We start from the raw sequence: 21,047 nt of genomic DNA on the forward strand, positions 1-21,047 counted from the left end.
TCGCCGCCGTGCACTCAGCAACGTCGTGGATGATGTTGAACGTGGCTGATATCAAACGGGGCAGTGTGGCACGCAACGCGAAACTCGCCGGCTTGGCCGGCGGCATGGCGGGACGGGCCGCGCTCGGCTTCGGCAAGCGCCTGGCGGGCAAGCCCAAGGACGAGGTCACCGCCGAACTGATGGACAAGGCCGCACACCAGCTCTTCACCGTGCTCGGTGAGCTCAAGGGCGGTGCGATGAAGGTCGGCCAGGCCCTGTCGGTGATGGAAGCCGCCATTCCCGAGCAGTACGGCAAGCCGTACCGCGAGGCCCTCACCAAACTGCAGAAGGACGCCCCGCCGCTGCCGGCAGCCAAGGTGCACCGGATGCTCGACGGCCAGCTGGGCACCAAGTGGCGCGACCGGTTCCAGTCCTTCGACGACACCCCCGTGGCGTCAGCCAGCATCGGGCAGGTCCACAAGGCCGTCTGGTCCGACGGCCGCGAGGTCGCGGTCAAGATCCAGTACCCGGGCGCCGACGAGGCGCTGCGCGCCGACCTGAAGACCATCCAGCGTCTGGTCAGCGTCTTCAAGCAGCTGGCACCCGGCGCCGATGTCCAGGGCGTCGTCGACGAGTTGATCGACCGCACCGAGATGGAGCTCGACTACCGGCTGGAAGCCGACAACCAGCGGGCGTTCGCCAAGGCCTACCAGGGTCACCCGCACTTCAAGGTGCCGGGGATCGTCGCCAGCGCCCCGAAGGTCGTCATCGCGGAGTGGATGGACGGCATCCCGATGTCGGTCATCATCCGGGAAGGCACCGTCGAGCAGCGTGACCTGATGGGGACCCGGCTGTCCGAGCTGACGTTCGACGCGCCGGCCCGCCTGCAGATCATGCACGGCGACACCCACCCCGGAAACTTCATGCTGCTGCCCGACGGCCGGATGGGCGTCATCGACTTCGGCGCGGTGGCGCCGCTGCCGGGTGGGCTGCCGATCGCGATCGGCGAAATGATCAGCCTGGCGCGGGACAAGAACTACGACAAGCTGTTTCCGGTCATGGAGGACGCCGGGTTCATCCAGAAGGGCGAGCAGGTCCCGATCGACGAGGTCGACGACATGCTGCGCCAGTACGTCGAGCCGATCCAGACCGACGTCTTCCACTACACGCGCCGGTGGATCATGAGAATGGCCGCGGGCCAGCTCGACAACGGTGTGGCCCAGATCAAGATGGCCCGGCAGCTCGATCTGCCGCCGAACCTGGTCATCCCACTGCGCGTGATCGCGTCAACCGTGGCGATCTGCTGTCAGCTGGACGCCCACGTGCCAGTGAAAGCCATTGCCACGGAACTGGTTCCGGGCTTCACGCCGTAGGTTTCTCTCGCGAGCAGACGAAAAACTGTCCTGAATCACCGGTTTTCGGACAGTTTTACGTCTGCTCGCGGCTGAACCTAAGCCGCGACGACGTCCTTGCGCGGACGACCGCGCGGACGCTTGCGTGCGATGACGGCACCCCGCTCGAGGATCTCCCCACCCCAAACACCCCACGGCTCTTCACGTTCCAGTGCCTCGCTGAGGCACTGGCGGCGGATCGGGCAGTCGGCGCACAGCGCCTTGGCCTGTTCCAGCTGAGTGGGGCTGTCCGCGAACCACATATCGGGGTCGCCGACATGACATGGCACCGCCAGCCTTTGTCGGCAAGTCTGGCTAGTCATGTCCTCATCACCTACTTCCTGGTCTTCTTGCGTCTCATCTGTCTGATGGATCGGTGACCAGGTGGTGGTTTTGAGGTTGTGCCCCAAAAACAATGGCCACGGATCCGGTGGTTTCGGGTCCGTGGCCAGATGGCTTGTGTGGGCTCTACCTAAGTAGTGCCCCGCTTCACGGACGCGAAGGTCTTGCTGTTGCGCTTGCGCTGCGGGATGTCGGCGACATGCCCAGCCGTCGCGAGACGTGCCGCCGACATAGCGGCGGCTGCAGCGGCAGCGGGAACGGCGGGGACGTCAACGATCTGATGCCAGCTGACGCCGACGCGCGATACCGCCTCATAGGCAGCATCGGTCAACGGCGCACGGAGGCCAGAGACAGCGAGGACAGCGCCTCGGGACGCATCAAAATTGATCATCTGGGCCACCTCCTCAGCGGTCGATTGCGGATTCACAGGTCATGAATTCGCGGGATTTCGTTGCGGCTTCGAGGCTAGACGTTACCACCGAAATATGACAAGCGATTTTTTGACCAGCGGTTTTGGCGCAATTTGCGTCATGTTTGGCGCAATTTAGGTGGGCTAACGGGACGCGTTCACCAATGCCAGGACATCCGGGCCGTATTGCTCGAGCTTGCGCGCCCCGATCCCGGGAATGGCCACCAGCGCGGCGTTGTCGGCCGGCAGGGCCTCGGCGATCGCGATCAAGGTGTTGTCGGTGAACACCACATAGGCAGGCACCTTCATCTCCTGCGAGGTGCGCAGGCGCCACTCCTTGAGCCGGCCGAGCAGCTCCTCGTCGAGGTTCGACGGGCACGACTCGCAACGCCGCAGCAAGATCGCGGTCGACGTCGTCAGCGCCGAATTGCAGACCCGGCAGCGCGGCGCCGGCCCCCGTTTGCGTTGCGGCTGTTGGGGTTCACGCCGGCTCTGCGGCGTCAGCCCGTTGAGGAACCGCGACGGCTTGCGACTCTGCCGTCCGCCGGCGGCCCGGGCCAGCGCCCACGAGATGGTCAAATGCACTCTGGCCCTGGTGATTCCGACGTAGAAGAGACGCCGCTCCTCCTCGACGGGTTCGCTGTCCGCACCGTGCGACAACGCGTGCGAGATGGGCAACGTGCCGTCGACCAGACCGACCAGGAACACCGCATCCCACTCGAGACCCTTGGCCGCGTGCAGCGACGCCAGCGTCACACCTTGCACCACCGGTGGGTGCCGGGAATCGGCGCGCTGACGCAGCTCGACGAGCAGCCCCTGCAGGTCCAGGTTGGCGCGTACCGCGACTTCCTGTTCGACCAATTCGACCAAGGCCAGCAACGCATCCCAGCGTTCCCGGGCCTTGGTACCCGCCGGCGGCTCGGCCGTCAGGCCCAGCGGTTCCAGCAGATCCCGGACCAGCTGCGGCAGCTCGACGCCGGCGACATCCCCCTGGTGTCCCGCGGCGCGCTGCAGCGCCAGCAGCGCCTGCCGGATCTCCTGGCGGCTGAAGAAGCCTTCACCACCGCGCACCTGGAACGCCACACCGGCCGCGGTGAGTGCCTCCTCATACACCTCGGACTGCGCGTTGATGCGGTACAGCACCGCGATTTCCGAAGGGGCGGTGCCGGATTGGATGAGCTTCTTGATGGCGGCGGCGACCGCGTTGGCCTCGGCGACCTCATCGGGATGTTCCCGGAACACCGGTTTGGGACCGGGATCGCGCTGACCGATGAGTTGCAACCGGCTGGCCGCCATCCGGCCGGAAGCCGCCGAGATCACCTGATTGGCCAACGACACCACCTGGGGCGTGCTGCGGTAGTCGCGCTCGAGCCGGATCAGCGCCGCATCGGGGAACCTTCGCGAAAAGTCGAGGAGGTACTGCGGGGTGGCACCGGTGAAGGAGTAGATGGTCTGGTTGGCGTCGCCGACCACGGTCAGGTCGTCCCGCTCCCCCACCCAGGCGTTGAGCACCCGCTGCTGCAGCGGGGTGACGTCCTGGTATTCGTCGACGACGAAGCAGCGGTAGCGGTCACGGAACTCGCCGGCGACGGCGGCGTCGTTCTCGATGGCGGCGGCGGTGTGCAGCAGCAGATCGTCGAAGTCCAGCAGGGCCGAGCCGTCGCGGCGGGCCTTGAGTCCCTCGTACCCGGCGTACACGGCGGCGACCTTGGCGGCGTCGAGCGGGATGTCCCGCTCGATCGCGGCGACCTGCTGCGGGTACTGCTCGGGACTGATCAGGGACGACTTGGCCCATTCGATCTCGCCGGCCAGGTCGCGCACGTCGTCGGTGCTGGCCTGGATACCCGCCCGGTTCGCCGCCTGCGCCACGACCGCGAACTTGCTGTCGAGCAGTTCCCAGCCGGTATCGCCGACCACCCGCGGCCAGAAGTACCGCAGTTGCCGCAGCGCCGCGGCGTGGAATGTCATGGCCTGCACGGCCCCGGAGCCGGCGGCGCCGTCGATCTCCTGCTCCAGGCTGCGCAAGCGGCTGCGCATCTCACCTGCGGCGCGCTGGGTGAACGTCACGGCCAGCACCTGACTCGGCGCGACATGGCCGGAGGCCACCAGATACGCGATGCGGCGGGTGATGGTCCGCGTCTTGCCGGTGCCGGCACCGGCCAGCACACATACGGGGCCGCGGGGCGCGAGGACAGCCTCGCGCTGTTCGTCGTCGAGGTCCTCGAGGAGCGTGGACGGCGGGGCCTCGGCTGGCATGGCCTACATCATGGCAGCTGGGTGTGACACACGTGGCACCGCTGGGCGGCATGACGCGGCGATCGGATACGTTGAGTCGCGTTATGAGTGCACTGATCATGTACAGCACGACCTGGTGCGGCTACTGCAAGCGGCTCAAGACCGCGCTGAAGGCCGAAGGCATCCCGTACACCGAGATCGACATCGAGCAGGACATGGACGCAGCCAAGTTCGTGATGTCGGTCAACGGCGGCAACCAGACGGTGCCGACGGTGAAGTTCCCGGACGGCAGCGCGCTGACGAACCCCAGCATCAAAGACGTCAAAGCCAAGCTGAACTAGCGATTTGTGCACGTTCTGTCTCGCTGAGCGATACAGAACGTGCACAAATCACAGGGCTGCCCAGGATTCGATGATCTCCCGGGCGATCGAGATCGAGCCGGGCAGCAGCAGCCGGGAATCCGACGTGCTGTTCCAGTCGCCGTGCTCGAGCGCCTCGCGCACCTCGGCCCGGGTGAACCAGTCGGCCTCGGCGATCTCGCCGTCATTGAACGCGAACGGCTGCTCCGGATCGCCGATGGCGTGGAAGCCGACCATCAGCGAACGCGGGAACGGCCAGGGCTGACTGCCCAGGTACTTGACGTCGGTGACGGCGAGGCCGATCTCCTCGGCGATCTCGCGGACCACGCAGGACTCGAACGACTCACCGGCTTCCACGAACCCGGCCAGCAGCGAGAACAGTCGCTCCGGCCAATTCGTCTGCCGGGCCAGTACGGCGCGGTCGTGGCCGTCGTGCACCAGGCAGATGATCGCCGGGTCGATGCGCGGGAATTCCTCGTGGCCACCGATGCTGTTGACGCGCGCCCAGCCGCCCTTGATCGCTTTGGTGGGTGCGCCGTCGATGGCGCTGAAACGGGCGCTGTCGTGCCAGTTCAGCAGTGCCGTCGCGGTCGAGACGAGCTGCGCGCTGATGTCGTCGAAGATGGTCCCGGCCCGGCGCAGGTCGAGCACCTCGACCGGCTCACCGGACGGCTCCGCCGGTTCTTCGAGTGCGCCGCGCACACCCCATACATGCCGGCCGTCGGGCATCCGGCCCAGGAACACCGCATGCTCGTCGGGCTTGTCCCCGAGTTCCGCCGCACGACCCAGCACCACCTGGCCGCCGGAGATCAGCACCTGGTTGCGCCGGTCGACGCGCAGCAGCAGCGCGTCTTTCCAGCCTGCAATGGCGGCGTCGACGTCGGTGCGCAGCGTGTCGGCACGGTCCGCACCGACCCGAGACAGCAGCGGGACATTACGCAGGGTGAAATCGCTCATCGCCGCGCCTACCGTTCGACTTCGGCGTTGCGGATGTAGAGCAGGCGGTCCCCGGCGGCGAGGGCGTCGACCTCAGGGGCATCGACCCTGAGCAACTTCCCGCCCCGCACCACGCCGAGCACGATGTCGGACAGGTGCCGCGGCGAGCCGCCGAGTTCCTTGGCCTCGACCTCACGCTCGGAGATCGCAAAGCCCGCGTCAGGGGTGAGCAGGTCTTCGACCATCTCGACCACGCTCGGGGTCTGGGTCGCGATGCCCAGCAGCCGGCCGGCGGTCTCCGAGGACACCACGGTCGAGTCCGCGCCGGACTGCCGCAGCAGATGCTGGTTCTCGGCCTCGCGGGCCGACGCGATGATCTTGGCTTTGGGCGCCACCTCGCGGGCGGTCAGCGTGACCAGCACGGCGGTGGCGTCCTTGTCCGTCGCGACCACGATGGATTTGGCGTGCTGTGCCCCGGCCAGGCGCAGCACCTCCGATTTGGTGGCGTCGCCGACCACGGTGACCAGTCCGGCAGCCCGCGCCCGGTCCAGTGCCGCCGGGTTCTCGTCGACGACGACGATGTCTCCGGGTGCGACCTCGTCGCCGACCATGGCCTGGACCGCGGTGCGGCCCTTGGTTCCATAACCGACGACGATGGTGTGATTGCGCACGCTGCTCCTCCATCGCTGAATCTTCAGGGCTTGACGCGACTGCGTGGTCAGCGTCTCGACGGTCGTACCGATCAGCACGATCAGGAACGCAATCCGCATCGGGGTGATCACCAGGACGTTGACCAGCCGCGCGCTCGGGGTGAACGGCGTGATGTCGCCGTAGCCGGTGGTCGACAACGACACTGTCGCGTAGTAGATGCAGTCCAGGAGCGACATCTCGTTGTCTTGGACATCGCGGTAGCCGTCGCGATCGATGTACACGACGAGTACCGCCGCGCCGAGCACCACCAGCGCATAGATGACGCGGCGCGCGATCCGGCGGGCCGGGCTGACGAACGGCTCCGGGATTTGCAGTACGTCAACCAGATCCGCGTTCTGACGGCTGGTGAGGTTCTGCTCCATGGCGGCCATGCGCCGCGACAATCTAACGCGAGCCACGACGAGCCAATATCTGGCAGAGGCTCACCACGGGACGGCTCAGCACAGCACTATGTAACCATGACCGCCCCCAGCACTTCGGATAACACCACCCACAGCCAGGCCCCCGCGTATCGATTGGGCGCGCTGCTGCTCGGCGTGGGCACACTGCATTTCCTCGCGCCCAAGCCCTTCGACGGGATCATTCCGGAGGAACTGCCCGGCAGTCCCCGGCTCTACACGTACGGCTCCGGCGTGGCCGAAGTCGCCGTCGGTACCGCACTGCTGGTTCCGCGCACCCGCCGGCTGGGCGCGTTGGCTGCTGCCGCGCTGTTCGTCGCGGTGTTCCCCGGAAACGTGAACATGGTTCGGCTGTGGTGGCCGAAGGGCTGGCCGGCCCGCATCGCCGCCCTGGCCCGGTTGCCGCTGCAGGTGCCGATGGTGACCCAGGCGCTCAAGGTCTACCGCAACTCACCCGACGCGCACTAGCGCCGCCAGTTCGTCGGCGCCGGGCAGGTCGGTGGGTGCCACCGTCTGCCCGGCCCGCACGTAATGGAAGACTGCCCGCACCGAATCGACGGGTACGCCCTGGATCGACGACCAGGCCAGCCGGTACACCGCCAGCTGAATCGCCTTGTTGCGCATGGTTTCCGGGGTGGTCGGCGGATCGCCGGTCTTCCAGTCCAGCACGGTGTAGCCCCCATCGGCGTCGGCGAACACCGCGTCGATGCGGCCCCGGATCACGCGGTCGCCGATCACCATGTCGAACGGCACCTCGATGTCGATCGGGGTGCGGGCGGCCCAGTCCGACAGGGCGAACGCGGCCTGCAGGTCGGCCAGTTCGTCGGCGACGGCCTGCCCCAGCTCGGCGTCGACCGCACCGGGTAGGTCGTCGAGGTCGAACAGCCGCTCGGCGGAGAAGTACCGCTGCACCCAGTCGTGAAACGCGGTGCCCAACAGTGCCTGCGGGTCCGGGCGCGACGGCAGCCGGCGCTGCAGCCGTTGCAGCGCGCCGGATCGGTCGCTGCCCAGATCGACCAGCGTGCTGACCGACAGCTGCGGCGGCAGCTCGACCGGACCGCGCTCCTGGATCCGTGCGCGTTCGGCCAGCAGGGCATCGACATCGGCGGACCACCCATGGCGGTCGTCGAAGTCCTCATCGGCAGTGGCGGTGAGCGCCTGCGCGACCAGGGCCGCGCCCCGGTCGACGTCACCGCGGCGGGCACCAGCCGGGTCGATGGGCCATGCGCATTCGACGACGCTGTCGCGCAACGGATTCACGGCGCTCTCGGGCGGTGCGGGTGCCCACTGCTCGATCTCGCCGCAGGGGTCGCCGTCATTGGCCGCGCGTTCGATGATGTCGCGCATCTCGGTGAGGAAGTCGGATGGCCCGGCCGGCTTCGCGGCCGTCGTCCCCCACTGGTACCCGGAGAGCAGCAGGGTGTCCTCGGCGCGAGTGAGGGCCACGTAGAGCAGGCGGCGTTCCTCATCGGTGCGCCGCTGATCGAGCAGGGCCTTGTGCCCGGCGATCTTGTCCGCCAACATCTTCCGGTCGTTGACGTCAGATGTGTCGAGCACCGGCACCCCGTGTTCGGACAACTCGGCGCGGTCGCCGCGCAGCAACGGCGGCAGGTCGCCCGCGTCGGTCAGCCAGGTGCGCTGCGACGCGGTGGACGGGAACACCCGGGCAACCAGGTGCGGAACCGCGACGATCTGCCACTCCAGCCCCTTGGCGGCGTGCACCGTCAGGATCTGCACGCGGTCCGAGGCCACCGTCACCTGTGCCGGCGCCAGCCCGTTCTCGACCTCGGCGGCCGCGGTCAGATACGCCAGCAGTCCGGCGATGGGTGCGGACGCATCGGCGTCGGTGACCGGTCGCGAGGCGTAGCCAGCGACCACATCGGCGAACGCATCGAGATGCTCGGTACCCCGCCAGCCCTCGGAAACCCCACTGGCCGCACGGGTTTCGGCGTCGATGCCCAGGACCCGACGCGTTTCGGCGACCAGGTCGGGCAGCGGCTGATGCAGGTGCGCGCGCAGCTGGCTCAGCTCGGCAGCCAGGGCCAGCAGCCGACGGTGTCCTTCGGGTGAGTAGCGGTCGGCCGGACCTGGGTCGCTGATGGCGTCGGCCAGGCAGGCGTGGTCGGCGTCGGGGGCGACGTGGGCGACGGCCTGCTCGGCGGCCGACCCGGACGTACGCGCGGCGTCGGGCACATCCAGTTCCGAGGCGCGGCGCCACAGCGCGGCCAGGTCGGCGGCACCGAACCGCCACCGCGCGCTCGTCAGTACCCGCATCGCGGCGACCCCGGCGGTCGGCTCGGCGACCAAACGCAGCATCGCGACCACGTCGGCGACCTCCGGGATGGCCAGCAGCCCGGCCAGACCGACCACCTCGACGGGGATCCCGCGTGCGTTCAGCGCCTCGGCGATGGGCGCGGCGTCGGCGTTGCGGCGCACCAGGACCGCGGCCGTCGGCACCGGGTCACCCGCGGCGGCGGCACCGTGGTACCGGCGAGCCAGGTGATCGGCGACCCAATCACGCTCGGCGACAACGTCATCCAACAACGCACACTGGATGGTTCCCGGCTCGGCACCGGGCCGCGGCAGCAGTTCGCGCACGCTCACGCTGCGGCGGCGGGCCTCGGCGGACACCTCGTTGGCCAGTTTCAGCGCCCGCGGTGGGTTGCGCCAGCTGGTCCGCAATTCCAGGGTCGGGGCCGGCGAGCCGTCCGAGAGCCGGAAGTCGGTGGTGAACCGGGGCAGGTTGGTGGCCGACGCGCCGCGCCAGCCGTAGATCGATTGGATCGGGTCCCCCACCGCCGTCAGCGCCAGGCGGTCGTCGACGCCGCCACCGAACAGCGACGACAGCGCCACTCGCTGGGCATGCCCGGTGTCCTGATATTCGTCCAGCAGGACCACGCGATACCGCTCCCGCAGCTGCGCGCCGACCTGCGGGAAACCCTCGGCCAAGCGGGCCGCCGCGGACATCTGCGTACCGAAGTCCATCACCTGCGCAGCCCGCATCCGCTGGTGCACCGCGTCGATGAGCGGCACCAGCTCGGCCCGCTCGGTCTGGGTGGCCAGCAGATTCAGCAGCCACTGCGTGGGCCCACCGCGCTGACCCGGTCCCGCCGGGAGCGTGAGGATGAGCCGTTCCAGCTCGTGATGGGTGTCGCGCACGGCGTCGGTGTCGACGAGATGCTCGGACAGCTGACCGGCCAGGCGCAGCACCATCTGGGTGATCGCGGCCGGGGACTTGTCGGTGTGCAGCTGCCCCGGGAAATCGGACACCACCCGAAAAGCCAACTGCCACATCTCGGTTTCGGTGACCAGCCGGGTGGCCGGCTCGATGGGCAGCAGCAGCCCGTACTCGCGGAGCAGGGTGCCCGCGAAGGCGTGATAGGTGCTGACGGTGGCGTGCTCGTCGGCCAGCGAAACGCCGGGCAACAGGCCCGAACCGGCGAGGCGGGCCAGCCGGGTACGCACGCGGCGCAGCAACTGCCCGGCCGCCTTGCGGGTGAAGGTCAGCCCCAGCACCTGCGACGGGGTCGCATAGCCGTTGGCCACCAGCCAGACCACCCGCGCGGCCATGGTCTCGGTTTTCCCCGCGCCGGCGCCGGCGATCACCACCAGCGGTCCCGGCGGGGCGGCGATGACCGCGGCCTGCTCGTCGGTGGGGGTGAACAGCCCGAGCGTCTCGGCAAGGTCGGCGGGGCTGTACGTCACGGGCATCCACCCTTCGTACCTTGCGCCGGGCACATGGCCCGCACCGGGCAGGTGGCACAGCCGGCGCCGGCACGCGCGACGAACTGCGGCCCGGCAGTGGCCGCCGCGGCGTCGGTGACCCGCTGCCGCCACTGCGCCTGCGCCGTCTCCCCCATCGGATCCTGCTCGCGTTCGGTGGCGCCCGCCTTGGCAGGTTTGGCCGGATACACCAATCGGCCGCCGCCCGGCTGATCACCCTGCGGCACAATGCCTTCCGCGATGGCCAGCTGATACAGCGCGAGCTGGGCATGCTGCTGGGCATCGGCCTTGGTGGCCGGGCTCTTGCCGGTCTTGACGTCGACCACCACGAGGCGTCCGTCGCGGTCGCGTTCGAGCCGGTCGATGCGCCCCTTCACCTGCACCTGCGGACCCGCATCGGCGATCACCCCGGCGACCTCGAGTTCGGTGCCGACCTCGGTGAGCTCGGCGCGGCTCTCCTGCCGCCACGTCGTGAAGGTGTCCAGCATGGCGCGGTACCGCTCCAGCTCGTTGTCGGCGTACCAGTTCGAGTCGAAAGGTAGGTGCTGCCAAACCTTTTCGAGTTCGCCGCGCAGCTGGGCCTCGCTGCGACCGGAGTCGGCGACCAGGGCGTGCACCAGGGAGCCCAGTGCCGACCGCAGATCGCGGCCGTCGCTGCCGCCGTGCCGCTCCAGCATCCAGCGCAGCGGGCAGTCGGTCAGGGTCTGCGCGGTCGACGGCGACACCGTGACGACGTGGTCGTCCCCGGACCACAGTGGCTCGGCAGTGGACAGCTCCGTGCTGGCGTACCACTGCGCCGGGTCGGCGCCCGGCACCCCGGCCTCGGCCAGCCGCGCCAATTGTGCTGCCGCACAGAGCCGGTCGGACTCCTCGACCGCGCCGTCGGGGGCGCAGACCACCGACCGCAGACGGCCGACCAGTGCCGACGGGGACAGCACGGCGGGCGCGTGCACCGGGAGCTCGTCGGTGTCGGGGTCGGTACCGCCGGCCAGCGCCGCCAGCTCTTCGAAGAAGGTCGACGGCAGCAGCGCTTCATCACCGTTGTCGCTGTCGACGGCCGTCACCAGCACCCGGTTGCGGGCCCGGCCCAGCGCGGCGACCAGCAGCCGCCGTTCCTCGGCCAGCAGCGGCGCGGTGGCCGACATGCCACGAACGTCACCCACGCCGTCGACAACGTCGAGCAGCTGCTGGGTCCCGAGCACGCCCCCACGCGGAACGGTGTTGGGCCACAACCCTTCCTGCAGGCCCGCGATGACCACGAAATCCCATTCCCGCCCCAGCGCGGCATGCGCACTGACTACGGCCACCTCGTCGGCCTCCGCGCGCTCCGGCGTCGAACCCGACCATGACAGGGCCCGGACGTGGTCGATCAAACCGGTGAGGGAGGCCGCCGCGGTGCGGGCCACGTACTGGTCGGCGGTGTCGAACAGCGCGGTGACGGCGTCCAGATCGACGCCGGCGGCGACCCCGGCCGCACCCGGGCGCCCAGCCGCAGCCTGCCACCGGCGCGACAATCCGCTGGTGTGCCAGGCCTGCCACAGCACGAACCGCGGGTCCTGGCCGGCCGTCGCCGCCCGGCGCGCCGCGTCGAGGACCGCGCGGACCCGGCGCACCGGCCGGGCCAGCTGATCCGGCAACGTGCGTTCGGTGCCGGCGGTGAGCGCCTCGGTCAGCAGCTCGCCGAACTCACGGCCACTGCCGTCGGCGCGGCGCAGGACGCGCCGCAGCTGGCGCAGCGACACCGGGTCGACCCGGCCGATGGGCCCCGTCAGCAAGGCCAGTGCCCGGTCGCCGGTCAGCTGGTCGGCGACGCAGTCCAGCACCGTGAGCAGTGCGCCCACCGCCGGATGCAGTGCCGGCGGCGTGGTGTCGGCCTGCTGCTGCACCGGCACCCCGGCAGCGGTCAGCGCCCGGGCCAGCGCCGTCCCGGCCCGCGGCACTGAGCGCACGATGACGGCCATCTGCGACCAGGGCACCCCGTCGACCAGGTGCGCGCGGCGCAGCGCGTCCGCGATCAGAGCGGATTCGGCGTGCGGCGAACCCGCCACGCGCACCGTCAGCGAGCCGAGGTCGTCCGTCGTCGCCGACGTCAGGGTCCGTGACGCGTCCACGCCGGGCAGCCGCCGCGCCACGGCCGTGACCGCGCCGGCCACCGCGGGTGCACACCGATGCGACTCGGTCAGAACCACCTGCGGCTGGTCCTCGGGGCCGTACAGCAGCGTCGGTTCGGCGCCGCGGTAACCGAACACCGTCTGGCTCGGATCCCCGGCGATCACGGTCAGCTGGGCGCCGGCCGCCAGCACCCGCACCAGCAGCGCGGCCTGCGGATCGAGGTGCTGCGCGTCGTCGACGAGCAGCAGCTTGATGCGGGAGCGCTCGGCGTCCAGCAGCGCGGGATCGACGGCGAAGGTCTCGAGTGCGGCGCCGACCAGTTCAGCCGCGCCCAGCGCGGGCACCGTCGCCTGCGGGGCGGCCATGCCGACGGCGCTGCGCAGCAGCATCACCTGCTCGTAGACCTGCGCGAACCGGGCCGCGGCCACCCACTCCGGGCGTCCGGCCCTGCGGCCGATCCGGCGCAGGTCCGCGGGGTCGACGCCACGTTCGGTGCAGCGGGCCAACAGGTCCCGCAATTCGGTCGCGAACCCGGCGGTGGCCAATGCCGGACGCAGGTGCAGCGGCCAGTCCACCCCGGCATCGTCGCCGTCCTCGAGATCACCGGCGAGGAGCTCGCGGATGATGCCGTCCTGCTCGGCGCTGGTGATCAGCCGCGGCGGCGGGTCGCCGGCGCGCTGCGCGGCCTGCCGCAACACGGCGAACGCGTAGGAGTGCAGGGTGCGGACCAGCGGCTCCCTGGTGACTTGGCCGGAATCGCCGAGCAGGGCCGAGGTGATGGCGCCGCGGACCCGGCTGCCGAGGCGCGCCGAACCAGTGAGCAGCAGCACCGACTCCGGATCGGTCCCAGCCGCGATATGCGTTGCGGCAGTGCGGATCAGCAGTTCGGTCTTGCCCGTTCCGGGGCCGCCCAGCACCCGCACCACACCACGTTGCCCGGGCTCGGTCAGGGCATTAACCGAGCTGGGCGCGGTGAGTGCGGAGTGCGGGGCGGCCATGCACGGAATGCAACCACGGGGGTACGACAAGTTGCGCCGAAGACAGTGTCCGGCGACAGTGGGGCCCAGCGTCTGGCAGCATCATTGCGGTGAGCTTGCAGGTGTATCGCTACGGACCGGCGCGGCCGGCACAGATTCTGGCCCTGCACGGCCTGACCGGCCACGGAAAGCGGTGGCAGACCCTGGCGGACGGGTACCTGCCCGAATATGCCGTGCTGGCACCGGATCTCCTGGGACATGGTCACTCGTCGTGGGCGGCGCCGTGGAACATCGACGAGAACGTGGCGGCCCTGGCTGCTCTGCTCCACGACGAGGCCGACGGTCCGGTGGTCGTGGTGGCCCATTCGTTCGGCGGCGCGATAGCGCTCAATCTCGCTGCCGCCCACCCCAATCTGGTGTCGGGCCTGGTGCTGCTGGACCCCGCGACCGGGCTGGACGGCAGCTGGATGAGCGAGATCGCCGACGCCATGCTCGGGTCCCCCGACTACCCGGACCGGCAGGAGGCGCACGCCGAGAAGGTGAACGGATCGTGGGGCGAGGTCTCGGCGAAGTACCCCGGGGAACTCGAACGCGACCTGGACGAGCACCTGGTCGCCCTGCCCGGCGGACGCGTCGGCTGGCGGATCAGCCTGCCCGCCATGATGTCGTACTGGAGTGAGCTGGCCCGCCCGATTGTGTTGCCGCAGCAGGGCACACCGACGACGCTGGTGCTGGCGAAGCAGACCCACCCGGCGTACGTGACCGGTGAGCTGGTGTCCGCGTTGCAGGCACGGCTGGGCGCCGACTTCGAGCTGGCCGAATTCGACTGCGACCACATGGTGCCGCACGCCATGCCCGCCGAAACCGCCGATGTGATCCGGCGACACCTGGTCTGATCATGGCCGCGGTCACGGAGGAGCAGGTGGAGGTGGTGCGAGACCTCGTCGCCTCGATACCGTCCGGTCGGGTGTCGACCTACGGCGATATCGCGGATGCCGCAGGGCTTTCCAGCCCGCGGATCGTCGGCTGGATCATGCGGACGGATTCCTCGGACCTGCCGTGGCACCGGGTGATCACCGCGGCGGGCCGGCCGGCGCCCCATCTCGCAACGCGGCAACTCGAAAGACTGCGTGCCGAGGGGGTTTTGGCGGTCGACGGTCGGGTTCCGCTGCGGGAGTATCGGCACGAGTTCTGATGCTCGAGACGCCTGACCTCCAGCAGTCCCAGGCCTGACTCACCCGACGGTGATGGCGTCCAACCGTTCCTTGATGAACTCCGAGGAGACCACCGGCGCCAGCCCGGGCACCGCACCGATGGGCGGCCGCAACGGGGTGATCAGCGCATCGTGGTTGGCTTCGTAGAAGTAGATCAGCGACACCAGGTCTTCTTCCGGTGCGTGCGGTTGCGGCGGCAGCACGCGATGCCGGCCGGACGGCCAGCGTCGTCCACTCCAATACTCCAGCAGGTCCCCGATATTCACCGTCAGCGCTCCGGGTTCCCAGGGGGCGTCCTCCCAGCCCCCGGCGTCGGAATACACCTGTAGCCCGCCGGCGCCCGGCTCCCGGTCGAGCACCGTGACGGTGCCGAAATCGGTGTGCGGGCCGATCCGGAACTGCCCGGGCTCGGGTTCACCCACCACGCTCACCGGCGGGTAGTGGTTGATGTTCATCGTCCACGTCGGCCGATCTGCCAGCGCGGCAAAAGGATTCGCCGGCAACCCCAGCGCGTGTGCAAAAAGAGCCAGTAGATCGTCGGACAGCCGGCGCATCTGGGCGGTGTATTCATCCACCAACGTCTGCAACGCGGGCACCTCCGCGGGCCATACGTTGGGGGCGAACCAGATTCGATCCACCTCCGGATCCCCGGTCGATGTCTCCGCGCCCAGACTGAAACTCTCTTTGAGATCCGGGGGCGTCTCGGTGCCCTCGGCGTAACCGTTGGCCTCGGCGCCCGGGCCGATCCAGCCGTGTCCGCCGACCGGCACCGAGTACCGCCGCTTCACCTCGTCGGACAACGCGAAGAATTCCCGGCTGGCCGCGCGGACCGCAGCCGCCAATCCCTGGTCCACCCCGTGACCGGTGACCACGATGAAACCGGCTCGCTGCAAACCCCCGTCGACTTCGGCGGCCAACGCATCAGCCTCGGCTCCGCCGGCATACCAGCGGGAAATGTCCACTGTCGCAATGACACTCATTCGCCGATATCCTCCGCCCACAATTCGGGACTGGCGCTGATGAACTCTGCCATCATCGCCACGCACCGCTCGTCGTCCAAAACCGTGACCGTCACACCATGTTCGGCCAGCCAATCATGACCTCCGTGGAACGTGCGGGCCTCCCCGATCACCACCGCGCCGATGCCGAACTGCCGCACCAGGCCGCTGCAATACCAGCACGGCGAGAGCGTCGTCACCATGATGGTCGAGCGGTAGCCGCGCTGACGTCCGGCCGCACGGAACGCGTCGGTCTCGGCGTGCACCGAGGGATCATCGTTCTGCACCCGACGGTTGTGGCCGGCACCCAGGAGTTCGCCATCGGCTCGAAACAACGCCGCACCGATCGGAATACCACCCTCGGCCAACCCAGTTCGCGCTTCAGCGACCGCGACGTCGAGCATCTGCTCAGGGGTCATATGGCGGCGCGTTCCGCGGAGATTTTCTTTCGACACAGCACCAGGTACGCGGCACCCGCGATGACGAAGCCGACGAAGAAGGTGATGTCGCCGAGTTTCGGCACCGCCTGGGCGATATAGCCGACGAACTTCTCCTGGTTGGAGAACAACAGCACCGACAGTCCCAGCCCCAGCGCGAAGGACAACAACCCCGGCCAGTTCGAGTACGAGCGGTCGTACAGATACCCGGCGATCTGTTGCCCGCGGCGCAGATATTGATCGGCGAAGACAACGCCGAGCCAGGGGCCGATCCAGTAGGCGATCACCAGCAGGAACGCTTCATAGCTGTGCGCGGCATCGGGCAACGCCCACCAGGCGATCAGGAAACCGGCCACGCCGAAGAAGACGGTCACCAGCGCCCGCGCGATGTGTGGCGGCAGCGTGATCCCGATGGTCACGAAAGCCATTGCCCCAGAATAGACATTGAGCGCATTGGCGGCGATCGCACCGACCGCGATGGCCAACAGGGTTGCCTTGGCCAGCCACGGCGCAAGCTCGGCGGTGAACGACCCGGTCGGATTGCCCAGGCTCGCCGCGCCGACCGTCGTCGATGCCGCCCCGACGATCTCCAGGGCCACACATGAGACGAACAACCCGGTGGAGGCGAAGAACCCCGTCGCGAATGTGGACACCGCCGACGGCAAATAGCGGGTGTAGTCCGCGGCGTACGGGGTCCAGCCGGCCGCGTAACCGAACGCGGTACCGACGGTGAGCAGGAAGCCCCCGAGTCCGCCGACCCCGCCCGACGGCGCCGGCGCACCCAGATCCGCGTGCGCGAAAATTCCCACCGATGCCGCGCCGAAGACGATGACGAGCGCCGGGAACGACCAGCGCTCGAACGCCTGCACCAGATTGTGGCCGAAGAACGCGAACGCGGTCTGCAACAACACGATGATGATCAGGCCGATCAGTGGTCCGAAGCCGAACAGGGTGGACAGGGCAAACGCACCGCTGACACTGTTGGTGGCAAACCAGCCGACGCCCGCGGTGATCGACATCAACGTCGCGGGCAGTGCGTTTCCCTTGAACCCGAACGCCATTCGTCCCAGCACCATCTGCGGCACGCCGTGCAGGGGTCCACGCGCGGACAGGAAATAGTGCGCGATGGCACCCAGGCCGGTACCGATGATGATCCCGGCGACCGCCTGCCAGAAGCTCATGCCGAACGCGAGGACGGCCAGCATGCCGACGAACACCGTCGCGAATTCCATGTTGGGTGACGTCCACGTCCAGAACAGCTGACTCGGCTTGCCGTGCCGGTCCGCCTCGGCGATGAACTCGTTGCCGCCGGGTTCGACCGCAACGATCCTGTCTTGGTAGGTTCCGCCGGTGGTGGGTTCAACAGCCGTCATGCGAGGTAACTTTCTCACCGAACGGGGCACGCTGCCATTCGAATGCCGGCGAGCCGGCTAGAGAACCAGTCGCACCAAGGCTGCAGTACGGGCCAGACCGGGGAATGCCGCAGCCGTCGACCGCGGGTGCAGGGCATGCACCGCGAGCCGGAAGATCAAGGCGCGCAACAGCATCTGTGGCCACTCGGGCAGCGACGCCCAGCGTTCGATGAGACCGTCGTCGGCCTCGCCCCACGACAGCGCGTCCACCACGACCACACCCGCGGCCCACGATGCCGGCCGCCAGTACGGCGTGATGTCGGTGATGCCGGGCGCGGCGGTGCCGGCGAACAGCACCGTGCCGTAGAGGTCGCCATGCACCAGCTGGCTCGGGTTGCGCGTCGGCTTGCGCAGGGACGCAAGCTGATTGATCAGTTCGACCGAACGGCGGCCATCCGAGGTACCCGGCACCGCCTGGGCACCCGGCGGCAACGACTGCAGCGGACGGTCTTCCCAGGCGGCGCGGTCGGCGGCGATGAACACGTCGACGTCGCTCCATGGCACGGCGGGCGGTTGCGTCAGGAAGCGCGGACGCTCGAGCTTGGCGGTCGCCTCGTGCAACCGCACCGCGGCCGAGACGATCTCGTCGTGACGCGGTTCAGGGGTGCCGGTGACGAACGTATCGGCGCGCCAGCCGGCGACGACGTAGCGCCCGTCCGTCGCGCGCACGGGACGGGCCAGCCGGACGCCGTCGACGAACAGCGTCTCGCGCACTTTCGCCGACCAGGACGCCCGGGCATTGTCGGCGACCATGGACAGCACCACCTCGCCGCAGCGCCAGCCGCCCTCCCAGCTCGAGCCGAGTGGGACCGGCCGGAGACCGGTCAGGCCGAACGCCGTAAGCACATGTTCGGGAGGACGGTCGACGGTCACCCGATCAGACTAAGGTGTGCCCGGCCGGACCTGACGTCAGTACATGACCATGTCGGGTTCGAGTTGCCTGGCCCAGGCCACGATTCCGCCCTGCAGGTGCAGCGCGTCGGAAAATCCGGCCTGTTTCAGGGCGAGCAGGGCCTCTGCCGACCGGATCCCGGTCTTGCAGTACAGCACCGCAATTCGGTCCTGCGGCACACGGGCCAACCCGGCCCCGGAGTCGAGGGTCGACTTGGGAATCAGTTCGGCACCCTCGATGTGGTTGATGGCCCACTCCACGGGTTCCCGCACGTCGATCAGCGCGACGGGCTTGCCGGAGTCGAGCAGCTGCCGCAGCTCTGCCGGGGTGACGGACGAATCGGCCGCCGCTTCGGCTGCTTCGTCGGAGACCACACCGCAGAACGCGTCGTAGTCGATGAGCTCGGTGATCTTCGGCGTCGCCGGATCCTTGCGAATCCCGATGGTGCGGTAGGTCATGTCCAGCGCGTCGTAGATCATCAGCCGGCCCAACAACGACTCGCCGATGCCGGTGATGAGCTTGATGGCCTCGGTACCCATCACCGAGGCGACGGAGGCGCAGAGAATTCCCAGCACTCCGCCCTCGGCGCACGACGGCACCGTGCCCGGGGCCGGTGGCTCCGGGTAGAGGTCGCGGTAATTGAGCCCGCGGCCGTCGGGGGCGTCCTCCCAGAACACCGACACCTGGCCGGAGAACCGGTAGATCGAGCCCCAGACGTAGGGCTTGTGGGCCAACACCGCGGCGTCGTTGACGAGGTAGCGGGTGGCGAAGTTGTCGGTGCCGTCGAGGATCAGGTCGTACTGCTCGAACAGCGGCACCGCGTTGTCGGTGTCGAGCCGGAACTCGTGGAGATTGACCGTGACCAGCGGGTTGATCTCCAGGATCGACTCGCGGGCGCTCTGGGCCTTGGGCCGGCCGACGTCGGATTGGCCGTGGATGATCTGGCGCTGCAGGTTCGATTCGTCGACGACGTCGAACTCGACGATGCCGATGGTGCCGACGCCGGCGGCCGCGAGATAGAGCAGTGTCGGGGAACCCAGTCCCCCGGCACCGATCACGAGCACCCGGGCGTTCTTCAGCCGCTTCTGCCCGTCGACCCCGAGGTCCGGGATGATCAGGTGGCGGCTGTACCGCGCCACCTCGTCACGGGTGAGTTCGGCCGCCGGCTGCACCAGCGGCGGCAACGGGGTCGCCATGCCTTCAACAGTAGTGAGCCGCTTCGCCGGACATTTCGGGGCCGCTCGACGGCGACGAGCGTTGGTCAGGGAATGGGGTACGGCCAGGAGTTGACGTGGCAGGTCTTGCCGTCGGCCTTGACGGACTCCGGGTCGAACTTGGCGTCGTCGTTGTTGTTGGTCGAGAAGGTTTGCTGCATCATGATCGGCGCCAGCCCGCCGTTGTCGCCGCACGGCTCGTGCATCCGGAAGCCGAGGGCGTGCCCGACCTCGTGGTTGATCAGGTACTGGCGGTAGGAGCCGATGTCGCCCTGGAACGGCACGGCACCGCGCACCCAGCGCGCCTCGTTGATGAACACGCGGGACTGGGCCTTGCCGCCGTCGGCCGGGAAGTACGCCGGGTTGAAGCACGACGACTCCAGCGGGATGTCGTAGCCGCAGCCCTCACGCACCGTCATCGGCGACGTCAGGGACACCCGGAAGTCGGGGTTCTCCGGCGACGACGCGTCGAGCCGCGTGAAAGCGAACTTCCCGTCATGCGTCCAGCTCTTCGGATTGGCGAGGGTTTCGGCGACCATCCGGGCAAACGCCTCGTCGCCGCCGAAGCTGGTGGTGTCGACGCCGTCCTCCACCTCGACGGTGTAGGTCACCGACTTGGTGGCGCCCTGACCGATCTTGGGGGTGGTGCCCGGCACGACATGCCAGGCCTTGGCGCCGGCCTCGGTGAACGGCCCGCCGTCCGGGAGGATGCCGGTGGGCAGGTTGACGTCGAACTGGGTCAGGCCCTTGGGCGGTGCGCCGACGATCGCGGTGCTCGCCGAATTGATGGTGGGCTGACCGACCAGCGGTACGTGCGGGTGCGCCGGGGTGATCGGCTTGGGACCGGAGATGCCCTGGTAGACCACCATTCCGGTGACGATGGCCAGCGCCGGCAGGGCGTATGCGCGCCACCCGTACGTGGACACGAAACGACCCAGCCAGGACTGCTTGCGCCACTGCTGCCGGTCGTCCCGATTCGATCGGAGCCGCCCTGAGTCCTCCGCCACCGGATCCCGCTGCGCGCGCAAAGGCTCATGCCACTCGTTGCGCACCACAGGGACGCGACCGGTGCCTCGGCCCGGGTCGTAGGTCACGGAACCAGGATGGCATAGAGCTGGGCGAACGCCGGACATGGCACGCCACCGGGCGTTCAAGTGCGGCAGACACAATCGCCGAACCGCTGGTAGCACGCGAATGCCGCGAACTAACGGTAGTAGTGTCGTGGCGATAAACTGCCGGGTCGGTCAACCTGAACAACAGGTTGGGCGGCCATGAACACCAGGGTCCGGACCGGTCCCTGAACAGTTG

The 21,047-nt window shown here is 68.8% G+C and carries 18 protein-coding genes; 5 read left to right on the forward strand and 13 right to left on the reverse strand.

Annotation, left to right across the window (positions count from 1 at the left end):
* The first annotated feature begins 32 nt into the window (after positions 1-32).
* Positions 33-1,352 (forward strand): macrolide-binding ATPase MABP-1, encoded by a 1,320-nt coding sequence (locus A7G45_RS20365; protein ID WP_260939899.1) that lies wholly within the window; start codon positions 33-35, stop codon positions 1,350-1,352.
* A 77-nt stretch (positions 1,353-1,429) separates the two neighbouring features.
* On the opposite strand, the gene A7G45_RS20370 is transcribed toward A7G45_RS20365, so the two are convergent.
* From A7G45_RS20370 to A7G45_RS20380, 3 genes are all read right to left on the reverse strand, one after another.
* Positions 1,430-1,693, reverse strand: a complete 264-nt coding sequence (locus A7G45_RS20370; RefSeq protein WP_043392947.1) for a WhiB family transcriptional regulator — start codon at positions 1,691-1,693, stop codon at positions 1,430-1,432.
* Between the two features lie 149 nt (positions 1,694-1,842).
* On the reverse strand, positions 1,843-2,103 hold the full coding sequence (locus A7G45_RS20375) for a hypothetical protein (protein ID WP_260939900.1): 261 nt from the start codon (positions 2,101-2,103) through the stop codon (positions 1,843-1,845).
* Between the two features lie 162 nt (positions 2,104-2,265).
* Positions 2,266-4,377, reverse strand: a complete 2,112-nt coding sequence (locus A7G45_RS20380) for an ATP-dependent DNA helicase UvrD2 (protein ID WP_043985263.1) — start codon at positions 4,375-4,377, stop codon at positions 2,266-2,268.
* Between the two features lie 83 nt (positions 4,378-4,460).
* Here A7G45_RS20380 and A7G45_RS20385 point away from each other — a divergent pair, with 83 nt between their 5' ends.
* On the forward strand, positions 4,461-4,697 hold the full coding sequence (locus A7G45_RS20385; RefSeq protein WP_043392495.1) for a mycoredoxin: 237 nt from the start codon (positions 4,461-4,463) through the stop codon (positions 4,695-4,697).
* A 48-nt stretch (positions 4,698-4,745) separates the two neighbouring features.
* Here A7G45_RS20385 and nudC read toward each other — a convergent pair whose 3' ends face one another.
* Positions 4,746-5,672, reverse strand: a complete 927-nt coding sequence (gene nudC / locus A7G45_RS20390; protein WP_260939907.1) for an NAD(+) diphosphatase — start codon at positions 5,670-5,672, stop codon at positions 4,746-4,748.
* An 8-nt stretch (positions 5,673-5,680) separates the two neighbouring features.
* Positions 5,681-6,760: a potassium channel family protein gene (locus tag A7G45_RS20395; RefSeq protein ID WP_043392491.1), complete on the reverse strand. Its 1,080-nt coding sequence runs from the start codon at positions 6,758-6,760 to the stop codon at positions 5,681-5,683.
* A gap of 60 nt (positions 6,761-6,820) precedes the next feature.
* Between A7G45_RS20395 and A7G45_RS20400 the strand changes: the two genes are divergently transcribed.
* Positions 6,821-7,228: a DoxX family protein gene (locus A7G45_RS20400; protein ID WP_260939909.1), complete on the forward strand. Its 408-nt coding sequence runs from the start codon at positions 6,821-6,823 to the stop codon at positions 7,226-7,228.
* On the opposite strand, the gene A7G45_RS20405 is transcribed toward A7G45_RS20400, so the two are convergent.
* Both A7G45_RS20405 and A7G45_RS20410 read right to left on the reverse strand, forming a co-directional pair.
* A complete protein-coding gene (locus tag A7G45_RS20405; protein ID WP_260939911.1) occupies positions 7,211-10,471 on the reverse strand; it encodes an ATP-dependent helicase in 3,261 nt (1,086 codons plus the stop codon). The genes A7G45_RS20400 and A7G45_RS20405 overlap by 18 nt on opposite strands.
* Positions 10,462-13,593, reverse strand: a complete 3,132-nt coding sequence (locus tag A7G45_RS20410; protein ID WP_260939913.1) for an ATP-dependent helicase — start codon at positions 13,591-13,593, stop codon at positions 10,462-10,464. The genes A7G45_RS20405 and A7G45_RS20410 overlap by 10 nt, the downstream gene beginning before the upstream one ends.
* Positions 13,594-13,682: 89 nt before the next feature.
* On the opposite strand from A7G45_RS20410, the gene A7G45_RS20415 reads away from it, so the two are divergent.
* On the forward strand, positions 13,683-14,468 hold the full coding sequence (locus A7G45_RS20415) for an alpha/beta fold hydrolase (RefSeq protein ID WP_377042011.1): 786 nt from the start codon (positions 13,683-13,685) through the stop codon (positions 14,466-14,468).
* A 2-nt stretch (positions 14,469-14,470) separates the two neighbouring features.
* The gene (locus A7G45_RS20420; protein WP_260939915.1) at positions 14,471-14,767 is read left to right on the forward strand and encodes an MGMT family protein; all 297 of its coding nucleotides are present in this window, start codon (positions 14,471-14,473) and stop codon (positions 14,765-14,767) included.
* Between the two features lie 39 nt (positions 14,768-14,806).
* Here A7G45_RS20420 and A7G45_RS20425 read toward each other — a convergent pair whose 3' ends face one another.
* The 6 genes from A7G45_RS20425 to A7G45_RS20450 form a co-directional block, all read right to left on the reverse strand.
* A complete protein-coding gene (locus tag A7G45_RS20425) occupies positions 14,807-15,766 on the reverse strand; it encodes an isopenicillin N synthase family dioxygenase (RefSeq protein ID WP_260939923.1) in 960 nt (319 codons plus the stop codon).
* On the reverse strand, positions 15,763-16,203 hold the full coding sequence (locus A7G45_RS20430; RefSeq protein ID WP_260939925.1) for a nucleoside deaminase: 441 nt from the start codon (positions 16,201-16,203) through the stop codon (positions 15,763-15,765). Before A7G45_RS20430 ends, A7G45_RS20425 begins: the two co-directional genes overlap by 4 nt.
* Positions 16,200-17,594: a purine-cytosine permease family protein gene (locus tag A7G45_RS20435; RefSeq protein WP_260939926.1), complete on the reverse strand. Its 1,395-nt coding sequence runs from the start codon at positions 17,592-17,594 to the stop codon at positions 16,200-16,202. The genes A7G45_RS20430 and A7G45_RS20435 overlap by 4 nt, the downstream gene beginning before the upstream one ends.
* Positions 17,595-17,651: 57 nt before the next feature.
* Positions 17,652-18,506 (reverse strand): TIGR02569 family protein, encoded by an 855-nt coding sequence (locus A7G45_RS20440; RefSeq protein WP_043392475.1) that lies wholly within the window; start codon positions 18,504-18,506, stop codon positions 17,652-17,654.
* A 36-nt stretch (positions 18,507-18,542) separates the two neighbouring features.
* A complete protein-coding gene (moeZ, locus tag A7G45_RS20445; RefSeq protein ID WP_260939929.1) occupies positions 18,543-19,721 on the reverse strand; it encodes an adenylyltransferase/sulfurtransferase MoeZ in 1,179 nt (392 codons plus the stop codon).
* Between the two features lie 65 nt (positions 19,722-19,786).
* On the reverse strand, positions 19,787-20,833 hold the full coding sequence (locus tag A7G45_RS20450; RefSeq protein WP_260939932.1) for a DUF3152 domain-containing protein: 1,047 nt from the start codon (positions 20,831-20,833) through the stop codon (positions 19,787-19,789).
* Positions 20,834-21,047 lie beyond the last annotated feature (214 nt).

Origin of the sequence: Mycolicibacterium llatzerense (genome assembly GCF_025331195.1) — a bacterium.
In the GTDB taxonomy this organism is placed as follows: domain Bacteria; phylum Actinomycetota; class Actinomycetes; order Mycobacteriales; family Mycobacteriaceae; genus Mycobacterium; species Mycobacterium llatzerense.

Bases quoted from the DNA above. Each gene is read 5' to 3' on its own strand.
- A7G45_RS20405 (WP_260939911.1), bottom strand. From the start codon at position 10,471: ATGCCCGTGACGTACAGCCCCGCCGACCTTGCCGAGACGCTCGGGCTG.
- moeZ (WP_260939929.1), bottom strand. From the start codon at position 19,721: ATGGCGACCCCGTTGCCGCCGCTGGTGCAGCCGGCGGCCGAACTCACC.
- A7G45_RS20425 (WP_260939923.1), bottom strand. From the start codon at position 15,766: ATGAGTGTCATTGCGACAGTGGACATTTCCCGCTGGTATGCCGGCGGA.
- A7G45_RS20420 (WP_260939915.1), top strand. From the start codon at position 14,471: ATGGCCGCGGTCACGGAGGAGCAGGTGGAGGTGGTGCGAGACCTCGTC.
- nudC (WP_260939907.1), bottom strand. From the start codon at position 5,672: ATGAGCGATTTCACCCTGCGTAATGTCCCGCTGCTGTCTCGGGTCGGT.
- A7G45_RS20375 (WP_260939900.1), bottom strand. From the start codon at position 2,103: ATGATCAATTTTGATGCGTCCCGAGGCGCTGTCCTCGCTGTCTCTGGC.
- A7G45_RS20410 (WP_260939913.1), bottom strand. From the start codon at position 13,593: ATGGCCGCCCCGCACTCCGCACTCACCGCGCCCAGCTCGGTTAATGCC.
- A7G45_RS20385 (WP_043392495.1), top strand. From the start codon at position 4,461: ATGAGTGCACTGATCATGTACAGCACGACCTGGTGCGGCTACTGCAAG.
- A7G45_RS20370 (WP_043392947.1), bottom strand. From the start codon at position 1,693: ATGACTAGCCAGACTTGCCGACAAAGGCTGGCGGTGCCATGTCATGTC.
- A7G45_RS20365 (WP_260939899.1), top strand. From the start codon at position 33: ATGTTGAACGTGGCTGATATCAAACGGGGCAGTGTGGCACGCAACGCG.
- A7G45_RS20435 (WP_260939926.1), bottom strand. From the start codon at position 17,594: ATGACGGCTGTTGAACCCACCACCGGCGGAACCTACCAAGACAGGATC.
- A7G45_RS20380 (WP_043985263.1), bottom strand. From the start codon at position 4,377: ATGCCAGCCGAGGCCCCGCCGTCCACGCTCCTCGAGGACCTCGACGAC.
- A7G45_RS20430 (WP_260939925.1), bottom strand. From the start codon at position 16,203: ATGACCCCTGAGCAGATGCTCGACGTCGCGGTCGCTGAAGCGCGAACT.
- A7G45_RS20400 (WP_260939909.1), top strand. From the start codon at position 6,821: ATGACCGCCCCCAGCACTTCGGATAACACCACCCACAGCCAGGCCCCC.